The following is a 17,696-nucleotide window of genomic DNA, read 5'->3' as shown; positions in this document are numbered from 1 at the left end:
CTTTAGAAGCCCACCGCCTGGCCGTCACGACGGCTGTCGCTGGCGGCGACGTAACCCAGTTCGTTGTCGTTTTCGGACATGCGCCAGATGAATTGGCCGGCGCCGAAATCCATGTACGGATCGTCAACGGATTTCAAAGCATGCCCCAGGTCCTTCAGTCCCGCAATCGTAGAAGCCTTCATATTGGTCTCGATGTCGAGCGTGAAGTCGCGGTTGACCTTCCAGCGCGGGGCGCAGCATGCGGCCTGCGGGTTCTGGTGGTAGTCGATCATGCGGACCACGGTCTGCATGTGGCCCTGGGGCTGCATGTCGCCGCCCATGACGCCAAAGCTCATGACCGGCTTGCCGCCGCGCGTGAGGAAACCCGGGATGATGGTGTGGAACGGGCGCTTACCGCCTTCGACCACGTTGGCCGACTTGGGATCCATCGAGAAGCCCACGCCGCGGTTCTGCATGCTGATGCCCGTGCCCGGCACGACCACGCCCGACCCGAAGCCCATGTAGTTGGACTGGATGAACGAGATCATCATGCCGTTTTCGTCGGCGGCGGTCAGGTAGATGGTGCCGCCTGCGTGCGGACGGCCGGCCTCGAAGTGGGTGGCCTGGTCCAGGCGGATCAGCTTGGCGCGGCTGTCCAGGTAGGCGTCCGACAGCATCTGCTCGGGCGTGACCTGCATGGCGCGGGGGTCGGCGACGTACTTGTAGAGGTCGGCGAAGGCCAGCTTCATGGCTTCGATCTGGATGTGCTGCGACTGCACCGAATCCACGGGAAAGTCGGCCATGTCGAAGCGTTCGACGATGCCCAGCGCGATCAGCGCGGCAATGCCCTGCCCGTTCGGCGGGATTTCGTGCAGCTCGTAGCCGCGATAGGACTTGGAGATGGGCTTGACCCATTCCGGACGGTAGCCGCGCAGGTCTTCCAGCGTCATCGCGCCGCCGCATTCCTTGCTGAAGGCGGCGATGCGCTCGGCCAGTTCGCCTTCGTAGAAGTCGCGGCCCTTGGATTCGGCGATGCGGCGCAGCGTGTTGGCGGCGTCGGAGAAACGGAAGTGCTCACCGACCTTGGGCGCGCGGCCTTCGGGCAGGAAGGCCTGGGCGTAGCCGGGCTGCGACTTCAATTCTTCGGCAGCGGCGGCCCACTTGTGCGCCACGACGGGCGGCACGGCGTAGCCGCGTTCGGCGATCTCGATGGCGGGTTCGAACAGTTGTTCGAACGGCAGCTTGCCCAGCTTTTCATGCAACGCGGCCCAGCCGGCCACCACGCCGGGAACCGTGACCGCGTCCCAGCCGCGCTTGGGCTGGATGGCCAGGCCATTGGCGTCGGTGCCGTACTTGCGCTTGAAGTATTCGGTGTTCCAGGCGGCGGGCGCGACGCCCGACGAGTTCAGGCCGTGCAGCTCCTTGCCGTCCCAGACGATGGCAAAGCAGTCGCCGCCCAGGCCGCAGGAAACCGGTTCGACCAGGACGATCGTGGCCGCGGCCGCGATGGCGGCGTCCACGGCGTTGCCGCCCTTGAGCAGCATGCGCAGCCCCGCCTGGGCAGCCAGCGGGTGCGACGTGGAAACCACGTTGCGGGCAAACAGCGGAATGCGGACGGAAGGATACGGGTTGGCCCAGTCGAAGGTTTTCATGTGGCGGGTCTCATAAGGTTAAGCGGGCGAAGTTACTCTCGTGCTTTAATTAAATCAATTTGATTTTTTGTTCCGTCATAAAAGAATTTTTTATGAGTACGATCCGGTTCATGCGCACGTTTCTGGCTGTCGCGCACCACGGTTCCTTCTCGGAAGCGGCCGAGCAGGTGGCCCTGACGCAGGCGGCCGTCAGCTTTCAGATGCGCTCGCTGGAAGCCGAGCTGGGGCGAGAACTTTTCGACCGCAGCGGGCGCCTGGTCATCCTGAACGCGGCCGGGCGCGAATTGCTTCCTGAAATCAAGCACTTGCTTGATTTATACGACAGACTGCGGCGGCCGAACACCGCGCCCGGCGAATTGGCCGGGTCCGTGTCGGTGGGCAGCATCGTGTCCTGCATGGGGACGCTATCGAAGGTCATCTCGGGATTGAAAAAGGCCCACCCCAAGCTGGACGTGCGCATCCTGTCGGGCAAGGCCAGCGAGCTGGCGGGCAAGGTCGAGGACGGCGAGCTGGATGCGGCATTCCTGGTGGAAGCCGGGCGCAAGATGGCCAGCACGCGCTGGACCGCACTCTATGAAGAACAGATGGTGGTGATCGCCCCGCGCTCGGCGGCCGGCAAGGACGCCCGCGAGGTGCTGGCGGGCAATCCGTTCCTGCGCTTTGACCGCACCCAACGCACCGGGCTGCAGATCGACCGGCTGCTGCGCCGGATGGCGGTGCCGGTCAATGACTTCCTGGAACTGAACGCGATCGAGACGCTGGTGGAACTGGTGCGCCAGGAAGTCGGCGTGACGCTGCTGCCGCTGATCAACGGCGCGAACTGGCAGCATAGTCCGGAGTTGCGGATCTTTCACCTGCCCGACGACCTGGGGCCGCTGTCGCGCTCCATCGGGATGCTGGAACGCCGCGAACACGCCCGCCAGGGCATCACGGCAGCGATCTGCGAGGCGTGCGCGCAGGCCTTCCGCGCACGCGAACCGCAGACCGCCGCGTGACGTTTACATCGCCATGGCCGGATCGGTCACGGACGCCTTGCCGGTTTCGACGCGGCCGGCAAAGCGGCGCAGCCACGACGGATCCTCGGCCAGCCGCACCGTGAAGTCGTACCACGCGTGGCTGCCCGCCAGCGCCCAATGCTGCTCGACCTGCGCGCCGGCTGCGACCGTGAAGGTCCAGCGCTCGTGGTTGGCGTAATACGCATTGGGCGTGACTTCAAAGGTGCACGGGGTCTTGCCGGCGTTGATGAAGCTGACGTAGACGTCGCCATTGGCGATGTCGTAGCAGACGCGGATCTCGGCATCCTGCTGCGCCGTGCGGTCATGCGCCACGTCGCCGGCGAAATGGCGGTGCCAGCCGTTGGGGCCCAGGACCCACAGGTCGTATTTGCCGCCGTCGGCCGCCGTGTCCCAGCTGCCTTCGAGCTGCTTGCCCGGTTCCACGGTGTAGCGGCGCGGCAGGCGGTCCAGATGCAGGCGGTCATACACATGGAACACCGCGGCCTGCTTGCCGGTGTTCGAAAACACCAGCCACATGTTGCCGGTGCCCGGCTGGCTGCGGCCGCTGGTATGCAGTTCGTATGGCAACGCACGCGAATAACGCACGCCGGGCGCCTGCACGCCCTTGGCCTGCGTGGAGGGATCGGGCAGCGGCACGGCGGTCAGCGCTTCCTGCGCGGCGCGTTCCTGGTCCGATCCGCTGCGGGTCAGGATGTTCAGGTCGGGCAGTTTTTCGTCGTTGGGCGTGGCGAAGTTGAAGGCCGAGGTCAGGTCGCCCAGCACGGCGCGGCGCCACGGGCTGATGTTCTCTTCCTTCACGCCGAAGCGGGCTTCCAGAAATTGCAGCACGGAGGTGTGGTCGAAGGCCTGGGAATTGACCCAGCCGCCGCGGCTCCAGGGCGACACGACGTACATGGGCACGCGGGGGCCGGGGCCGTAGACGCGGTTGTCGGCGGCGTCCTGGGCGGACGCGTGCGTGTGGCGCTCCAGGTCGGTGTTGACCGTGGAGGCGCCGGCCATCGAGCCATCGGTATTCAACGAGGGCGCGGCGGGCGGCGGCACGTGGTCGAAGTAGCCGTCGTTCTCGTCGAAGTTGATGAGCAGGACGGTCTTGCTCCAGACGTCCGGATTGGCGGTCAGCGCGTCCAGCGTTTCCTGGATGTACCAGGCGCCCTGCACGGGACTGGAGGGGCCGGGGTGTTCGGAATAAGTTGCCGGCGCCACGATCCACGACACCTGCGGCAGCGTGCCGTTCATCGCGTCGTCGCGCAGCGCCTGCAGGAAGCCGCCGTCCGGCATCGTGTTGGCGGTGCCCTTGTAGAGCGGATTGGCCGCGTCCATGCTGGGCGTCCAGGCCGGATAAGGCGCGCCGTTGCTGCCGTTGCCCGCCAGTTCGTTGGCGCGGCGGTACTGCTGAAAGCCGGCCAGCGGGTTGTCGCCGAAGTTCTCGGGCAGGTTCTGGTAGACCTTCCACGTCACACCGTTTTCCTGCAGGCGCTCCGGATACGTCTTCCAGGTCCAGCCGATGTTCGAGGCGCCCAGGCTGTCCCACTGGTTGCGGGTCGACGGGCCGTTGCCCTGCGCCAGCGGATCGTTGGTGCCGGTCCAGTGAAAGAGGCGGTTGGTGTTGGTGCCACCGTGGGTGGAACAGTGGTAGGCGTCGCACAGGGTGAAGGCATCGGCCAGCGCGAACTGGAACTCGACTTCCTTCTGGCGGTAGTAGCCCATCGACTGGTTCTGCTTGTAGCGAGGCCATTGATACATGCGGCCGCCGTCCCAGGCCATCTGCGCATCCACGTAGTCGTGGGGCGTGCCGGCCACGCGCTGGGCGTTGCCCTGCGTGCTGTCCAGGTGGTACGGCATGACGACGCGCGTGCCGTTGGTCTGTTCCCAGACCGAGCGGTCCTGCGGCAGCGGGATGGTGATGCGGTCGCCAAACCCACGCACGCCCTTGAACGTGCCGAAGTACATGTCGAACGAACGGTTCTCCTGCATCAGGATGACCACGTGCTCGACGTCATTGATGGTGCCGGTGCGGTTATTGGCGGGAATGGCGAGCGCGCGGCGGATCGCGGGCGGGAACATCGACAGCGCGGTGAGGCCCGCCGTGGAGGCAGCGGCGTTGCGCAGGAACCGGCGCTTGCCGGCGTGGATCGTGTCTTTATCGGACTTCACGGAGGATTTTCCTATGTGTCTGGAATAGGCGCGGCTCAGGGCGCGCAACGCAGTTCGGGCTTGGCCGGCGGCGGCGTGGTGGGCGTTTCGGGCTGGGTGGGCGTACCGGGATTGCCGGGCGTGGCGGCGTCGTCGTCGCCGCCATCGTCGCCACCGCAGGCGGCCAGGGTGGCGGTCAGCATCAGCACCGCGCCGGCGCGCAGGAAACCGCGCAAAATCATGGACTTGCTCATGGGTTATTTATCCTTGGGACATCAGGGAAACAGTTCGTGGACGGACTTGCCGGACAGGGCGAGGGACTTCACTTCTTCCTCGGTCAACGCCCGCGACCAGAACGCCAGGTCATCGAAAATCATCGTGTACGGGCCCTTGGTGCCGGCGCAGCAGATGCCGTAGGTGCCGCGGCCGTCTTCGTTCAGGCCGATGTGCGGACCGAAGATGCCGGCGACCTGGGCCAAGTTGACGCCGGGCGTGGCGGTGGAGGTCACGCTGCGCACAAAGCCCAGTTCGCTGTCGTAGCGGTAGGCGGTCATGGTGCGGGCCGTCTTGTCGATGGTCATGGCGATGTAGACGGGCTTGTTGGGCGTGAACTTCACGCCGTTGATGTCCGCGCGCTTGCCGCCGCCGGCGATGTTGAAGCGCAGTTCGGGCCCTGCCCATTGGGCGATGGTGATGCCAGGGTTGCCGCCGGAGTTGTAGTCCTTGTTGCCGATGATCGAGCGGTCATTGGCGGTGCCGTCGGACTGGAACCAGAAGCCGATGGTGAACGCCTGCACGCTGTCCAGAAGGCCCGCCGGATAGTCCAGCTTGAAGGCGCCCAGGGCCGCCGAGCCGCGCTCGTTCCGGAAGCTCTTGCCGTACACGCCGGGGTCGGCATAGGCGGGCGCCTGGGTGCCGTCGAAGGGCGTGATCGCGCCGCCGCCGGCGGCCTTGTCGGCCACGTCGCCCTCGAAGGGGAAGAACATGGTCAGGCCGGTGCGCAGCGAGGCCAAGAGGGGCACGGGCTTGACGTAGACGACCGTGGCGCGCGCGGCGCTGACCGCGTGGCCGGTGGAGACGCTGTAGGCCACCTCATGCACGCCCTCGGCCGTGAAGGTGAAGCCGGTGTCGACGTATTCGGTGGCGGTGCCGGGCAGGCGCGCGACTTCCTTGCCATCGCGGCTGACGACGATGTCGCCGGCGGGTTCCCCAACGCGGACCCAGGTGACGGTGACGCTCTTGTTGTCCATGGAGGTGCGGGTGGCGACGCGGCGCAGCGCCAGCGGCTCGCTGAGCGCGGTGCCGGCCATGTCGTAGGCGGCGGCCTCGGGCAAGGCGTCCAGGTGCGACAGGACGGTGGGCGCCACGTCGGCAGCGCTGGGCAGCGCGTACCAGTTGGTGTCCCATACGCCGTCGAACGAGGCGTCGTCGGCGCTGCCGCCGAGCAGCGCGGGCTGATTGGCGGCGAGCAGAATGGTCTTGTTGGAGGAGAACGGCAGGCCGTCGCTGCCGCCGGTCTTGTCCAGGCCGTGGCTTGTGGCGACGACCATGAGCCAGTTTTCGTTGGGATGCGCGGCGCGGCGGTCGGCCAGCTGTTTGGCCAGGACGCCAAGGGCGGCGTCGGTCTGGCGGATGACGGCGTCGTAGGTGGTGCCGAAGCCGTTTTCGGCGGCGGCGCGTTCGGGCGCGCCGAATTGCGCGACGACGAGGTCGTAGCCTTCGGCGATGCGGTCGCGGGCTTGAGAGGCGACGCAGTCGTCCTGGCCTGCGCAGTCGGTTAGCGTCTGGACGTAGCCGGCGTCGCGGTCGATGTTTAAAAGGCTGGCCAGCAACGATGAGTTGAAGGCGCCGGCGGTGCGCGCTTCAGGCTGTGCGGTCTTGATGCGTTGGAACAGGCTGGGGGCTTTCATGCCCTGGCTCTGTGCATTGGAGCGCACGCCGTGGACGTCGGCCCATTGCCCGGTGAGCAAGGTGGCCCAGCCAGGTGCGGTGAGCGTGGGCTGTTGGGTCACGGTGCCGGTCACGCCGCCGGTCCAGGCGCGGGTGACGGTCAGCTGGCTCAAGTTGGGCAGCGTGTTGTCCGCCACGCCGCGCCGCAGCGCGTCATACGTCAGGCCGTCCACGCCGACAAACAGCACCTTGCTGGCGCTCGCCTCGCCCGGCGTTGTCACGGGCGGCTGGGTCGGCTCAGGCGGGGCAACGGGCACGTCGTCGTCATCGTCGCCGCCGCCACAGCCTGCCAACACGCTGGTCGCCAGCAACATGGCGCACCATCTTCTCCAATTCAATGTCTGCATTGCTTCTCTTCTCTTTTTCATGAAGGGGGTCTTACGCTGGCCGACATGGTGGCGACCGAACGTGAAAGACCCGTGAAGCAAAGGCGAGAAACCTTGATTGCTGAATCAGGATTCTTTTGCGGATGAGGCAATGCAGATGTGCAGTTCGGTGGGTTCGTTTGCCTGCGAGGCAAGGGAGCGGGTGGGTTTTCGGCGGCTGGGAATGTGGTGATGGCGGGTGTTTGACACTCGGAAATTCGACACGACATGCCGGTGAGCTTCTCCCCGAGCTGCCTGACGGCTTGTTCGCTTTTTGCGTTTTGGCTTGCCTGGGGTTGAGTTCTTGAGACGTCCGGCACGGCGACGGCCCGGGGCGCGCGGGGCCACGATTGCGGTCCGGAGCCTTCGCTCCGGACTCGCCTAGGCGGCCCCCCCCGTCGTCATCTTCGTCCGCCTTCGGCTCCCTTCAGATTCCCTCGGGCTTATCGACGCCCCGCGCACCCCGGGCCGCCACCGCACCGGACTCGAGCAGTTGAAGTTTTCGGGCCGGCGGGACGGTCAGTGTGCTTGGCGTTCTGTTGGAGACTTGCACGGGGTTGAAGCGGCTTGCGGTGCCCGTCCCCGTTCGGCCGCGCGGGCGGCCTCCGGGGACTTACGCGGTGTCTTGCGGCGTGGCGATGACGCTTCGCGTGTGGCGGGGTTTGGGTCGGAATTCTTTGGGGGGAGATGATCGTGTCGGGTGTCTGACACCCAATGAGACATTGCGGCAGACCGGCATTCACTTCCATGGGTGTCAGACACCCCGTATTGATTTCTTTTGGGGAAAGACGACGGTGCCAGGTGTCTGACACCCAATGAGACATTGCGGCAGACCGGCATTCACTTCCATGGGTGTCAGACACCCAACATTGCTGTCATGAATCGCCGCTATAGTCGGCCGGGTCGTGTTGTCCGTGCCTGAATTCCATGCCTTTGTCCCTGCGCCTGCCCCTGCCCTCCGCGCCCGCCTTGCTGCGTGTCCTTGCCGTGCTGGTTTTTGCCGCGGGGCTTGGCGTGTGGGCGTCTATCCTGTTTGCGCCACAGCCCGGGCCCCTGCCCCCGGCGGTCTCGGCCGCTGCGCCGCGTGCGGCCGACAATACGCCGGTCGCGCTGTGGTTCGGCAAGGACGAAGCCATGCGCACGCAGATCACGGTGCTGGGGGTGATCGCGGCTGGGCCCGACGGTGCGGCCGTGCTGAGCGTGGACGGCGGACCGCCGCTGGCTTGGCGCGCGGGGGCTGAGGTGGCGCCGGGCATCGTGCTTCGCGACATCGCGGCGGACGCCGTGACGGTCGAGCAGTCGGGCCGCGCGAGCCGCCTGGCGGCGCCGGCCGCACAGGACGCGCCGGGCGGAATCACGCGGTTGAAGTGAATGCCGGCGGGTGACCTGCCGGCGTGCGCATTACTGTCATATTTCATGTCCACAATCCCGGGCTTCTACTGAAAGACCGGAGTTGCAAAGTGCGTCAGTTACCGCGCGGGCTTGCCCGCCAGCAGGGCTTCACCCTCATCGAGATCATGGTGGTGATTGTGATCATGGGGATTCTGGCCGCGCTGGTGGTGCCGCGCGTGCTCGATCGCCCGGATCAGGCGCGTCAGGCGGCCGCCCGGCAGGACATTGCGGGCATCATGCAGGCGCTCAAGCTGTACCGGCTGGACAATGGCCGCTATCCGACCACGGCGCAGGGCCTGCGGGCGCTGGCGCAGAAGCCGGAGGGCGTTGCCAACTGGCGTGGCTACCTGGACAAGCTGCCCAACGATCCGTGGGGACACCCCTACCAATATCTGAGCCCCGGCGTCAAAGGCGACGTCGATGTCTTCTCGTTCGGCGCCGACAACAAGCCCGGCGGAGAAAGCGGCGATGCCGACATCGGTTCCTGGGAACTCTGAACGCGGTTTCACGCTAGTCGAAGTGCTGGTGGTGCTGGTGATCGTGGCCATCGCGGCCAGCATGGTGAGCCTGTCGGTCGGGCGCGGCGACAATCGTCTGCGCGCCGACGCCGAGCGCCTGGCGGACGCGTTCACCGTGGCGCAGAGCGAGGCCCGCAGCGACGGGCGCCCGATCCGCTGGCTGGCAAACGGCCAGGGGTGGTCGTTCGAGCGCAACGGCCGCGCGGCGGGCCCTACCGCGCAAGACGACATCCCGGTGCCTCCCGACCGTCTCGACACGGACGAGGTGTTGCGTCCGCAGGCCTGGTCGGCCAGGGCGGTGCAATGGCGGCTGGATCCGGACCGGCCGCTGATCTTCAATACGGAATGGGTCGCCGCGCCCGTGACGTTGACGTTGAGCGCGGCAGACGTGCGCGTGACACTGCAACGCGATGCGGCGGGACGCTATGAGATCCGCTGACGAATTCGCCCAGGCCGCCCTCGATGGCGCGGCATTGCCGCGTCCGCGCAACCGCGAACGCGGTTTCACGCTTATTGAAGTGCTGGTCGCGCTGGCGATCATCGCCGTGGCGATGGGCGCGGCGTTGCGTGCCACGGGCGTCATGGCCGCGAACAACCGCGCGCTGCAGGACAAGACCCTGGCATTGCTGGCGGCGCAGAACGCGCTTACGCAGCTGCGTCTGGAACAGACGCTGCCGCGCGCCGGCTCGCGGACGGTGCCGTGTCCGCAAGGCGGCCTGGCGCTGCAGTGCGAACTGGTCTTTACCAATTCGATGAACCGCAGTTTTCGGCAGGTGTCGGTGAAGGTCCACGACGCCGCGTCTTCGCGCGATGGCGCGATCCTGCTGCAGCTCGACGGACTGCTGTCCAGCCTGCGATGACTGTGCGCCGCCCACCGCAATCCCAGGCCGGCTTCACGCTGATCGAGGTGCTGGTCGCCTTGGCGCTGATGGCGCTTGTAAGCCTGATGGCCTGGCGCGGCCTGGCCAGCGTGTCGGGTGCGCGCGATCTTATCGCCGCGCAGGCAGAGGACACGGACGCCATCGTACGCACGCTGGGCCAGATGGCGCGCGATGTGGAGCTGTCGTACGCGGGCCCTGCGTTCGATTCACCGGGTCTGGACGCGGTGTCGTTCACGGCGGGCCTGCGGCTGTTGCCGCGCGCCGCCGGTGGGCAGACGCTGGAAGTCCTGCGTCCCGATCCCGATGGCAACGGCCTGTGGCAGCGTGTTCAATGGCAGGTCCGCAGCGACGGACTGTGGCGCACCAGTGGCCCATCCGCGCCGCGCAGTCCGCTGCCGGCGGCCGTTGACGGCGTGCTGCTTTTGCCGGGCGTGCGCAACCTTGCGCTGCGCGCCTGGGTGCCGGGCGTGGGCTGGGTGGACGCGAACGCGGCGTTCGCGGCGGCGCCCAGCGGGCTGGAGATTGTTTTTGATCGTGGCGTGCCGGGCGATCTGCGGCGCTACTCGCGCATCCTGGAGCTGCCATGAGCCGCAGGGCTGTTCACACACAGGCCCCGTGCAGCGGTCATGGGAGAGGCGGCGGGACCCGCCAACGCGGCGCGGCGGTCGTCAGCGCGCTCATTGTGGTTGCGATCGTGGCCGCGCTGACGACCAGCCTGTTCCAGCGGCAGACCGCCAGCACGCGGCGCGTGGAGAACGAACTGGCGCGCGTGCAGGCGCGCGCGATGCTTGCGGGCGGCATCGACTGGGCGCGGCTGGTGGTGCGCGACCATGGCCGGCGCGAGCCCACCACCCGCGGCGACCAGATTTGGGCGACCCCGGTGCTGGACACCCGTATCGAGCGCCCCGGCGACGACCGCGTGGCGGTGTTCTCGGGCGGGGTCCAGGACGAACAGGGCAAGTACAACCTCTACAACCTGGCGCGCAATGGCGTGGCGCAGCCCGAGCAGGAAGAGATTCTGCGGCGCCTGCTCGGCACGCTGGAACTGCCCGACACGCTGGCCGCGCGCATCGTGGACATCGTTGCGGCCGCGCAGCCGCCCGCGCTGGCGGCGGACGCGCCCAACACCGCGGCGCAGCCCGGCCCGCTGGCGCGCGCGCCGTTGCCGCGCGGCGTGGACGAAGTCGCGGCGCTGCTGGACCTTGAACCGCCCATGCGAAACGCGTTGCGGCGCACGATGACGCTGCTGCCGTCGGCCACCCAGGTCAACGTCAACACCGCGCCCGCGGAGGTGATCGCCGCGCTGGTGCCGGGGCTGTCGCTTGCGCAGGCCCGTGCCCTGGCGGGCGAGCGCGACCGCGGCAACTGGTTCAACAACACCGGCGACTTCGCCAACCGGCTGGCGGGCACGGGCGTGAAGACGCCCGCACCCGCCGTCTCCACCAATAGCAGCTGGTTCCTGGCCAGCGGCACCGTGGTCTACGAACGGGCGCGCGTCTCCATGCAGGCGCTGATGCGCAGCGCCCCGCCGGCCGCTCCCGAAACCCTCTGGACGAGAGAAACACCTTGAAGAACACCCTGCGCATCGCCCTGCCGGCGCTGGAGGAATTTGGCGCCGATTCGCCGCTGCCCTACGCCTGGTTCGACCGGCGCGGCCGCTGCGTGCGGCAAGGCGAGCTGGCGCTACGCGCCCTTGGGCACGCCTGGCCCCAGGCCGCGTGCGAAGCGGTTCTGCACCCGGCCGACGTCATTTCGGCCACGGTGCAGATTCCCGCCGTGGCGCGCGCGCACTTCGGGGCGGCCGTGCGCGGCGCGCTGGAACCGCTGGTGCTGAGCGACCTGGATGGCCTTGCCATCGGTCACGGCGCGCGCGCCGCAGACGGGTCCGTTGCGCTGGCCTGGTCCCCGCGCGAACCGGTGCGCCGCGCGTGGAGCCTGCTGAGCGAGCAAGGCCTGCGCGTGCGCGCGCTGATCGCCCCGCAAGCGCTGGCGCCAGCCACCGATGCGCCGCTGCGCGACCCTGCCGATCCTCGCTGGCACGCGCCCTCGCCCGCCTGGTCGCTGGCCATGCCGCATCTTGCGCCGGTCAGCGTGTCACGCTGGCGGCCGGTGTGGCGCTGGGGCGCGCTGGCGGCCGTGGTGTGGATCGCTGGCTTGAACCTGTATGCCGCGCAACTGCGCGGCGAAGCCGACACCTTGCGGCGTGGCATGCACGACCAGGTGCTGGCGGCATTTCCGAACGTGCCCGTCGTGCTGGACCCCGCACGCCAGGCGCAGCAGGGGCTGGACGCGTTGCAGGCCAACCGCGGCGCCGCCAGCGCTGGCGACTTCCTGCCGCTGGCCCGCGCCGCCGCGCAGGCGCTGCCCTTTGCCGCCGACAAGGTCGCTCACCTGACGTATGCCGGCCAGGCGCTCACGCTGCAACTGGCGGACGCCGGCCCGCAAGCGCAACGCGTCGCTGAAACGCCGGCGCTGATCCAGCAAGCCGCCGCCCTGGGGCTGAAGCTGGAACGCGGCGACACCGACAACACCTGGCGCATCGTGCGCAGCCAACCATGACACCGCTACATCGACTTCAAGCCGCGTGGCAGGCCGCCCGCAAACCCGTGGACCCCGCGCTGGCGCGCACCCGCGCGCGCTACCAGGCGTTGGCCCCGCGCGAACGCCGCCTCGTCGCCGGCGCGGCGTTGCTTCTGGGCGCGGCGATTGGCTTTGTGACGCTGATCGAGCCCGCCCTGAACACCGTGCGCAAACTGCACGCCGAGCTGCCAGGCCTGCGCACGCAGGCCGCCACCGTCGCCGACCTGACGGCGCAAGCGTCCGCCCTGCGTCAGCGCAACGCGGTGCCCGCGGGGGCCATGCCCAGCACGCAGGAACTGTCGGCCAACCTGGAACGCGCCGGCCTGCCCGCCGGACAATGGACGCTGGCCGAAGCCGACGCGGGCGGCGTCACGCTGTCGTTGGCGCAGGCGCCGTCATCGGCGCTGATGCGCTGGCTGGACGGCGCGGGACGTGATTGGGGACTGGCCATCTCGCAGGTGGACCTGACGCGCGCCGCAAACGCCAACGGACGGCCGCTGCCGGGCCTGGTCAACGGCAAGGTCGTGCTGCTGCCGCCGCAGGCGGCCGGGAGCCGCTGATGCCGCTGAAACTTCCTTCACGCCGCGTGGCGGGCCTGTGGCTGGCTGGCGTGTTGTGCGCCGCAGCTGCGGGTGCCGCCGTACTGCCTGCGCGATGGGTGCTGGCGCTTTTGCCCGCCGACGCGCCGGTCACGTTGGCCGACGCCAGCGGCACGCTGTGGCACGGCAGCGCGTGGATCGCCCTTGGCGCCGAAGGCGCGCGCCGCGTGCTGCCGCAACCGGTGCAATGGCAATGGCGCTGGGACACGATGGCGCTCGACATCTCGCACCCCTGGCTGCAAGGCGCGTTGCGCGCGCGCCCGGGGTGGAGCGGTCTGGCGCTGCCCGCGTCGTCCTTGCGCGTGCCCGCGACGGTTCTGCCCGCGCTCGGCGCGCCTTGGAATACGTTGTCGCCGCAAGGCATGCTGGAAATCAGCTGGCAGCCTTTGCGCCTGGGCGCCCCGCTTCCCCCCGGCCCGGCCGTGGACGTGCGCTGGCGCAACGCCGCGACTGCGCTCTCGCCCATCTCGCCAGTGGGGACTTATTTGCTGCGCGTGCAGGGCGGTAAAACCGGCGCGACGCTGGTCCTCAGCACGGAAAGCGGCCTGCTCGACGTCAAGGGCCAGGGCGGCAACGGCCCCCGAGGCAATGGCCCCCGAGGCATCAGCTTCCAGGGCGAAGCCACGTTCGCCCGAACGGCAAATGAGGCCGACCGCGCCGCGCTGGACGGCCTGCTGTCGACCCTGGGCCGCCGCTCGGGCGACACGGTGACGTTCAGCGTGGGGAAATCCGGGCGATAGGGGCGGCGACGGGCGCGACTGCTATGCGTCGCGCGTCACGCGCAGGATTTCTTCCGGCGACGTCTGCCCGGCTTCCACCCACCGCTGGCCGTCCTCGCGCATGCTGCGCATGCCGGCGGCCGCCGCAGCGCGGCGCAGTTCGCGTTCGTCGCGGCCTTCGTGGATCAGGCGGCGGGCCTCGTCGTCCACCGTGAAGAGCTCGTGGATGCCAGAGCGGCCGCTGTAGCCGGTGTGGTTGCAGGCCTCGCAGCCCACGGGGTGAAAGACCTGCACGCCGACCAGCATCGCCGGCGACTTGCACGCCGGGCATAGCTTGCGCACCAGCCGCTGCGCCAGCACGCCCAGCAGCGACGACGCCAGCAGAAAGGGTTCGACGCCCATGTCGGTCAGGCGAGTGACGGCGGACACGGCATCGTTGGTGTGCAACGTGGCCAGCACCAAATGGCCGGTCAGCGAGGCCTGCACCGCGATCTGCGCGGTTTCCAGGTCGCGGATTTCGCCGATCATGATGACGTCCGGGTCCTGGCGCAGGATGGCGCGCAGGGCGAGCGCAAAGCTCATGTCGATCTTGGCGTTGACCTGCGTCTGGCTGATGCCGGCCAGGTCGTATTCGATGGGATCTTCCACCGTCAGGATGTTGCTGGTGGAGGCGTCCAGACGGCTCAGCGCCGCATATAGCGTGGTGGTCTTGCCGCTGCCGGTCGGGCCGGTCACCAGGACGATGCCGTGCGGCTGGCGGATCAGACGGTCCAGCTGCGACAGAACGCCCGGGCTCATGCCGAGCTTTTCCAGTTGCAGCCGGCCGGCCTCCTTGTCCAGCAAGCGCAGCACGGCGCGCTCGCCATGCCCGGTCGGCAACGTGGACACGCGCACGTCGATGGGACGCCCGCCCACGCGCAGCGCGATCCGGCCATCCTGCGGCAGGCGTTTCTCGGCGATGTCCAGATGCGCCATGATCTTGATGCGCGAAATCAGCGCGGCGTGCAACGCCTTGCGCGGCGACACCACATCGCGCAGCGTGCCGTCCACGCGGTAGCGCACCACGGAATGCGTTTCGAAAGGTTCGATATGGATATCGCTGGCGCCGTCGCGCGCAGCCTGCGCGAACAGCGCGTTGATCATGCGGATCACGGGCGCATCGTCCTGCGCTTCAAGCAGGTCCGCCACCTCGGGCATGTCCTGCATCAGCCGGTCCAGGTCGATCTCGTTCTCCGCCACGCCCATGACCGAGGCCGCATCTTCCGAGTGGCTGTAGGCCGCGGTCAGCAGCGTCTCCAAAGCCTCGTCGTCGATTCGCGTCAGGCCGATATCGCCGTGGCAGCGCCGGATCTCGCGCACGGCCCATTCTGGCGTGCGCGGGCTGACCGTCAACTGCGCCTGCCCCCCGCGCAGCGACAGCACCGCGCGCTGCGCGCGGGCCCAGGCGTACGGTAAGGGGTGCGCGCTCATAGCAGCTTCTCGGGGTCCACCGCCACCGTCATCATGACGGGCCGCGGCGCGCGGATGGGTTGCTGGGCGGGCGCGGGCGGCGTGCCGGGATACTGGCGCACCGCAAAGGTCTCGACGGTGGCCGGCGGCGGACGGCGCAGCGTGGCCGCCTGCTGATCGGGCCGCAGATCGTAGGCGTTGTTCGACACCGACGGCGCCGAGCCCGGCAGCGGCAGCATGGGCGCCTGCATGTCCGGCAGCGCCCAGTGGTCGCGCGGCTGCACCGCGCCCTGCGCGCGCCGCATGTAGTCGTAGCGGTCCATCGTGACGCTGGCGCTGCGGTTGGCGTCGCGCACCACGTACGGGCGCAGGAACACCATCAGGTTGGTTTTGGTGCGCTTGCGCGTGTCGTAGCGGAACAGCGACCCGATCACCGGCAGCGAACTCAATCCCGGCACCGCGTTGGACGTGAGCGTCACGTTGTCTTCCAGCAGGCCGCCCAGCACGATGATCTGGCCGTCGTCGATCAGCACGCTGGTGTCGATCGCGCGCTTGTTGGTGACGATGCCGGTGGTGGCGTTCGAGCGGCTTTCGTCGATGCTGCTGACTTCCTGGTAGATGTCCAGCTTGACCGAGCCGCCTTCGGAAATCTGCGGCCGGATGTTCAGTTTCAGGCCCACGTCCTCGCGTTCGATGGTCTGAAACGGATTGGAGCTGCCATTGCTGCCCGAGGTCACGTACTGGCCCGTCACGAACGGCACCGTCTTACCGACCAGGATGCTGGCCGACTGGTTGTCCAGCGTCAGCAGGTTGGGCGTGGACAGGATGTTGGCCTCGCCCGTGTTCTGCATGGCGCGCGCCAGCACGCCCAGGTTGATGACCTCGTTGCCCAGCACGTCGACCGTGCCCTTGACCACGCCCAGGCTCAAGCCGCTGCCCAGCGCGTCGATCGAGGTCGGCCCGTTGCCGGTGATGCCGCTGCCGCCCAGGTTCGTGCCGCCAATGAAGCTGGTGCCGTTGCCGTTGATGTTGCCCGCGCCGGTCATCCACTGGATGCCGAATTCGGCGGCCTTCTCTTCGCTGACTTCCACGATCAGGCTTTCCACCAGCACCTGCGCGCGGCGCTGGTCAAGCTGGTCGATCACTTCACGCAGGCTGCGGTACAGCGGCTCGGGCGCGGAGATGATGAGCGAGTTGGTTGCGGGGTCTGCCTGGATGGTGGCGCCGCCCGCGGAATACGACACCGCCTGCGTCGAATTGTCTTCGCGCGCGATGCGCTCCTGTTCGCCCGACAGGCCACTGCGCGACGAGCCCGACTGGCTGGACATGCCCATGCCTGCCTGCGTCCCCGAGCTGCTGGCCGTGTTCTGCGCGCGCGCGCCGCCCTGCGCGCCGCCGGTGCTGCTGCTGGCGCCCGGGGCCGCGCCCGGCGCCGAATTTGCCTGGCCCGTCAGCAGCCCGCCCAGCACCTCGGCGATGCGCGTGGCCTGCGCGTTGCGCATGTACACCACATGCAGATTGCCCGCGCGGTTCTGCTGCGCGTCCAGCTTCTGGATCAGTTCGCGCGCCAGGCGCGTGCGCGCCGGGCTGCCCGAACGCACCAGCACGCTGTTGCTGCGCGGATCCGCCACGACCGCGATGCGCTGCGTGGGGTCGCTGCTTTGCGTGTCGAGCAGCTGCGAGGCCAGGATGGCGATGTCCGTCGCAATGGCCGATTGCACCGGCACCACGTCCGTGTCCATCGAACTGGGCACGTCGATGCGCGCGATGACCGCGGCGATGCGCTCCAGGTTGTCCGCGTAATCCGTCACGACCAGCGTGTTGTTGCCGGGGTACGCGTTGATCGGGTTGTTCGGCGGCACCATCGGGCGCAGCACCGGCACCAGGTTCGCGGCGTTCTCGTACTTCAGCGGGAACACCCGCGTCAGCATTTCGCCGCTGTTGCCCCCGCCTTTGGCAAAGGCCGACACGGGCACGGGCGCCCTGCCCGCCGCGGCCGGCGCGCCAGCCGCAGGCTTGGCGCCTGCCGGTCCCGCTCCGCCCACAACGGCGCTGCCTTGCAGCTTGGCATCGGCCTCGGGCACGACGCGCGTCACGCCGTCCACGTCGACGATGGCAAACCCTTGCAGCCGCAATGCGCCGGTCAGCATGGACAGCGCCTGCGCGCTATCGACGGGGCGATCCGAAACCAGGGTGAGCTTGCCCTTGACGCGAGGGTCCACCAGGAAGTTGCGCTGCGTGAACAGGGACAGCGCGCGCAACACGGCGGGGATGTCCGTGTCGACGAAGTTCAGGCTGACGCGGTTGTCCGCCTGTTGTGCGTGAGCCGTGCCGGCGGCGGGTCCGAGTTGACTTGCGGCAAGCAGGAATGCAAGGCTGAATTGCGCGATGTGACGCATGACGAGATAGGTGCCCGAGACGTGAAATCGTTTGGAAAAACGGGAAAGCGCGTCGGAGTATACG

16 protein-coding genes are annotated in these 17,696 nt (G+C 68.3%); 10 read left to right on the top strand and 6 right to left on the bottom strand.

Annotation, left to right across the window (positions count from 1 at the left end; genetic code table 11):
* Nucleotides 1-2: 2 nt before the first annotated feature.
* The gene (gene ggt / locus H4P35_RS10400; protein ID WP_226848938.1) at nucleotides 3-1,631 is read right to left on the bottom strand and encodes a gamma-glutamyltransferase; all 1,629 of its coding nucleotides are present in this window, start codon (nucleotides 1,629-1,631) and stop codon (nucleotides 3-5) included.
* Nucleotides 1,632-1,723: 92 nt separating this feature from the next.
* On the opposite strand from ggt, the gene H4P35_RS10395 reads away from it, so the two are divergent.
* A complete protein-coding gene (locus tag H4P35_RS10395; protein ID WP_226848936.1) occupies nucleotides 1,724-2,626 on the top strand; it encodes a LysR substrate-binding domain-containing protein in 903 nt (300 codons plus the stop codon).
* Nucleotides 2,627-2,629: 3 nt separating this feature from the next.
* Here the strand turns inward: H4P35_RS10395 and H4P35_RS10390 are convergent, their stop codons facing one another.
* From H4P35_RS10390 to H4P35_RS10380, 3 genes are read right to left on the bottom strand one after another with little or no spacing between them, the layout of a single operon-like run.
* Nucleotides 2,630-4,801, bottom strand: coding sequence for a phosphocholine-specific phospholipase C (locus H4P35_RS10390; protein ID WP_226848934.1), 2,172 nt, complete (start codon nucleotides 4,799-4,801; stop codon nucleotides 2,630-2,632).
* 35 nt (nucleotides 4,802-4,836) lie between these two features.
* Nucleotides 4,837-5,034, bottom strand: a complete 198-nt coding sequence (locus H4P35_RS10385; RefSeq protein ID WP_174245375.1) for a hypothetical protein — start codon at nucleotides 5,032-5,034, stop codon at nucleotides 4,837-4,839.
* A 21-nt stretch (nucleotides 5,035-5,055) separates the two neighbouring features.
* On the bottom strand, nucleotides 5,056-7,044 hold the full coding sequence (locus H4P35_RS10380; protein ID WP_226848932.1) for an alkaline phosphatase family protein: 1,989 nt from the start codon (nucleotides 7,042-7,044) through the stop codon (nucleotides 5,056-5,058).
* A gap of 978 nt (nucleotides 7,045-8,022) precedes the next feature.
* Here H4P35_RS10380 and H4P35_RS10375 point away from each other — a divergent pair.
* The 9 genes from H4P35_RS10375 to gspN all read left to right on the top strand — a co-directional run bounded on the left by H4P35_RS10375 (nucleotide 8,023) and on the right by gspN (nucleotide 13,805).
* Nucleotides 8,023-8,466, top strand: a complete 444-nt coding sequence (locus tag H4P35_RS10375) for a general secretion pathway protein GspC (RefSeq protein WP_142049230.1) — start codon at nucleotides 8,023-8,025, stop codon at nucleotides 8,464-8,466.
* An 89-nt stretch (nucleotides 8,467-8,555) separates the two neighbouring features.
* Nucleotides 8,556-8,984, top strand: a complete 429-nt coding sequence (gene gspG / locus H4P35_RS10370) for a type II secretion system major pseudopilin GspG (RefSeq protein ID WP_056316420.1) — start codon at nucleotides 8,556-8,558, stop codon at nucleotides 8,982-8,984.
* Entirely contained in the window at nucleotides 8,956-9,444 is a 489-nt protein-coding gene (gspH, locus tag H4P35_RS10365) for a type II secretion system minor pseudopilin GspH (RefSeq protein ID WP_226848930.1), read from the top strand. Before gspG ends, gspH begins: the two co-directional genes overlap by 29 nt.
* Nucleotides 9,431-9,865: a type II secretion system minor pseudopilin GspI gene (gene gspI, locus H4P35_RS10360; RefSeq protein WP_180100050.1), complete on the top strand. Its 435-nt coding sequence runs from the start codon at nucleotides 9,431-9,433 to the stop codon at nucleotides 9,863-9,865. The genes gspH and gspI overlap by 14 nt, the downstream gene beginning before the upstream one ends.
* Nucleotides 9,862-10,473, top strand: coding sequence for a prepilin-type N-terminal cleavage/methylation domain-containing protein (locus H4P35_RS10355; RefSeq protein WP_226848928.1), 612 nt, complete (start codon nucleotides 9,862-9,864; stop codon nucleotides 10,471-10,473). Before gspI ends, H4P35_RS10355 begins: the two co-directional genes overlap by 4 nt.
* On the top strand, nucleotides 10,470-11,456 hold the full coding sequence (gene gspK, locus H4P35_RS10350; RefSeq protein WP_226848926.1) for a type II secretion system minor pseudopilin GspK: 987 nt from the start codon (nucleotides 10,470-10,472) through the stop codon (nucleotides 11,454-11,456). Before H4P35_RS10355 ends, gspK begins: the two co-directional genes overlap by 4 nt.
* Nucleotides 11,453-12,445, top strand: a complete 993-nt coding sequence (locus H4P35_RS10345) for a GspL/Epsl periplasmic domain-containing protein (RefSeq protein WP_180100054.1) — start codon at nucleotides 11,453-11,455, stop codon at nucleotides 12,443-12,445. The genes gspK and H4P35_RS10345 overlap by 4 nt, the downstream gene beginning before the upstream one ends.
* Nucleotides 12,442-13,026, top strand: a complete 585-nt coding sequence (gene gspM / locus H4P35_RS10340; RefSeq protein WP_226848924.1) for a type II secretion system protein GspM — start codon at nucleotides 12,442-12,444, stop codon at nucleotides 13,024-13,026. The genes H4P35_RS10345 and gspM overlap by 4 nt, the downstream gene beginning before the upstream one ends.
* The gene (gene gspN / locus H4P35_RS10335; RefSeq protein ID WP_226848922.1) at nucleotides 13,026-13,805 is read left to right on the top strand and encodes a type II secretion system protein N; all 780 of its coding nucleotides are present in this window, start codon (nucleotides 13,026-13,028) and stop codon (nucleotides 13,803-13,805) included. The genes gspM and gspN overlap by 1 nt, the downstream gene beginning before the upstream one ends.
* Before the next feature lie 21 nt (nucleotides 13,806-13,826).
* Here the strand turns inward: gspN and gspE are convergent, their stop codons facing one another.
* Both gspE and gspD read right to left on the bottom strand, forming a co-directional pair.
* A complete protein-coding gene (gspE, locus tag H4P35_RS10330; protein ID WP_226848920.1) occupies nucleotides 13,827-15,254 on the bottom strand; it encodes a type II secretion system ATPase GspE in 1,428 nt (475 codons plus the stop codon).
* Nucleotides 15,251-17,632 (bottom strand): type II secretion system secretin GspD, encoded by a 2,382-nt coding sequence (gene gspD, locus H4P35_RS10325; RefSeq protein ID WP_226849458.1) that lies wholly within the window; start codon nucleotides 17,630-17,632, stop codon nucleotides 15,251-15,253. Before gspD ends, gspE begins: the two co-directional genes overlap by 4 nt.
* Nucleotides 17,633-17,696: the final 64 nt, after the last annotated feature.

Source organism: Achromobacter sp. 77 (assembly GCF_020541125.1).
Taxonomy (GTDB): Bacteria; Pseudomonadota; Gammaproteobacteria; order Burkholderiales; family Burkholderiaceae_B; genus Achromobacter; species Achromobacter mucicolens.
Note: the sequence above shows the minus strand (reverse complement) of the source record. Positions and strands in the feature narration are given on the sequence as shown.

Coding starts and splice junctions, on each gene's coding strand:
- gspN (WP_226848922.1), top strand. CDS start 13,026: ATGCCGCTGAAACTTCCTTCACGCCGCGTGGCGGGCCTGTGGCTGGCT.
- gspM (WP_226848924.1), top strand. CDS start 12,442: ATGACACCGCTACATCGACTTCAAGCCGCGTGGCAGGCCGCCCGCAAA.
- H4P35_RS10385 (WP_174245375.1), bottom strand. CDS start 5,034: ATGAGCAAGTCCATGATTTTGCGCGGTTTCCTGCGCGCCGGCGCGGTG.
- H4P35_RS10395 (WP_226848936.1), top strand. CDS start 1,724: ATGAGTACGATCCGGTTCATGCGCACGTTTCTGGCTGTCGCGCACCAC.
- gspE (WP_226848920.1), bottom strand. CDS start 15,254: ATGAGCGCGCACCCCTTACCGTACGCCTGGGCCCGCGCGCAGCGCGCG.
- gspD (WP_226849458.1), bottom strand. CDS start 17,632: ATGCGTCACATCGCGCAATTCAGCCTTGCATTCCTGCTTGCCGCAAGT.
- gspK (WP_226848926.1), top strand. CDS start 10,470: ATGAGCCGCAGGGCTGTTCACACACAGGCCCCGTGCAGCGGTCATGGG.
- gspI (WP_180100050.1), top strand. CDS start 9,431: ATGAGATCCGCTGACGAATTCGCCCAGGCCGCCCTCGATGGCGCGGCA.
- H4P35_RS10355 (WP_226848928.1), top strand. CDS start 9,862: ATGACTGTGCGCCGCCCACCGCAATCCCAGGCCGGCTTCACGCTGATC.
- ggt (WP_226848938.1), bottom strand. CDS start 1,631: ATGAAAACCTTCGACTGGGCCAACCCGTATCCTTCCGTCCGCATTCCG.
- H4P35_RS10375 (WP_142049230.1), top strand. CDS start 8,023: ATGCCTTTGTCCCTGCGCCTGCCCCTGCCCTCCGCGCCCGCCTTGCTG.
- gspH (WP_226848930.1), top strand. CDS start 8,956: ATGCCGACATCGGTTCCTGGGAACTCTGAACGCGGTTTCACGCTAGTC.
- H4P35_RS10380 (WP_226848932.1), bottom strand. CDS start 7,044: ATGTTGCTGGCGACCAGCGTGTTGGCAGGCTGTGGCGGCGGCGACGAT.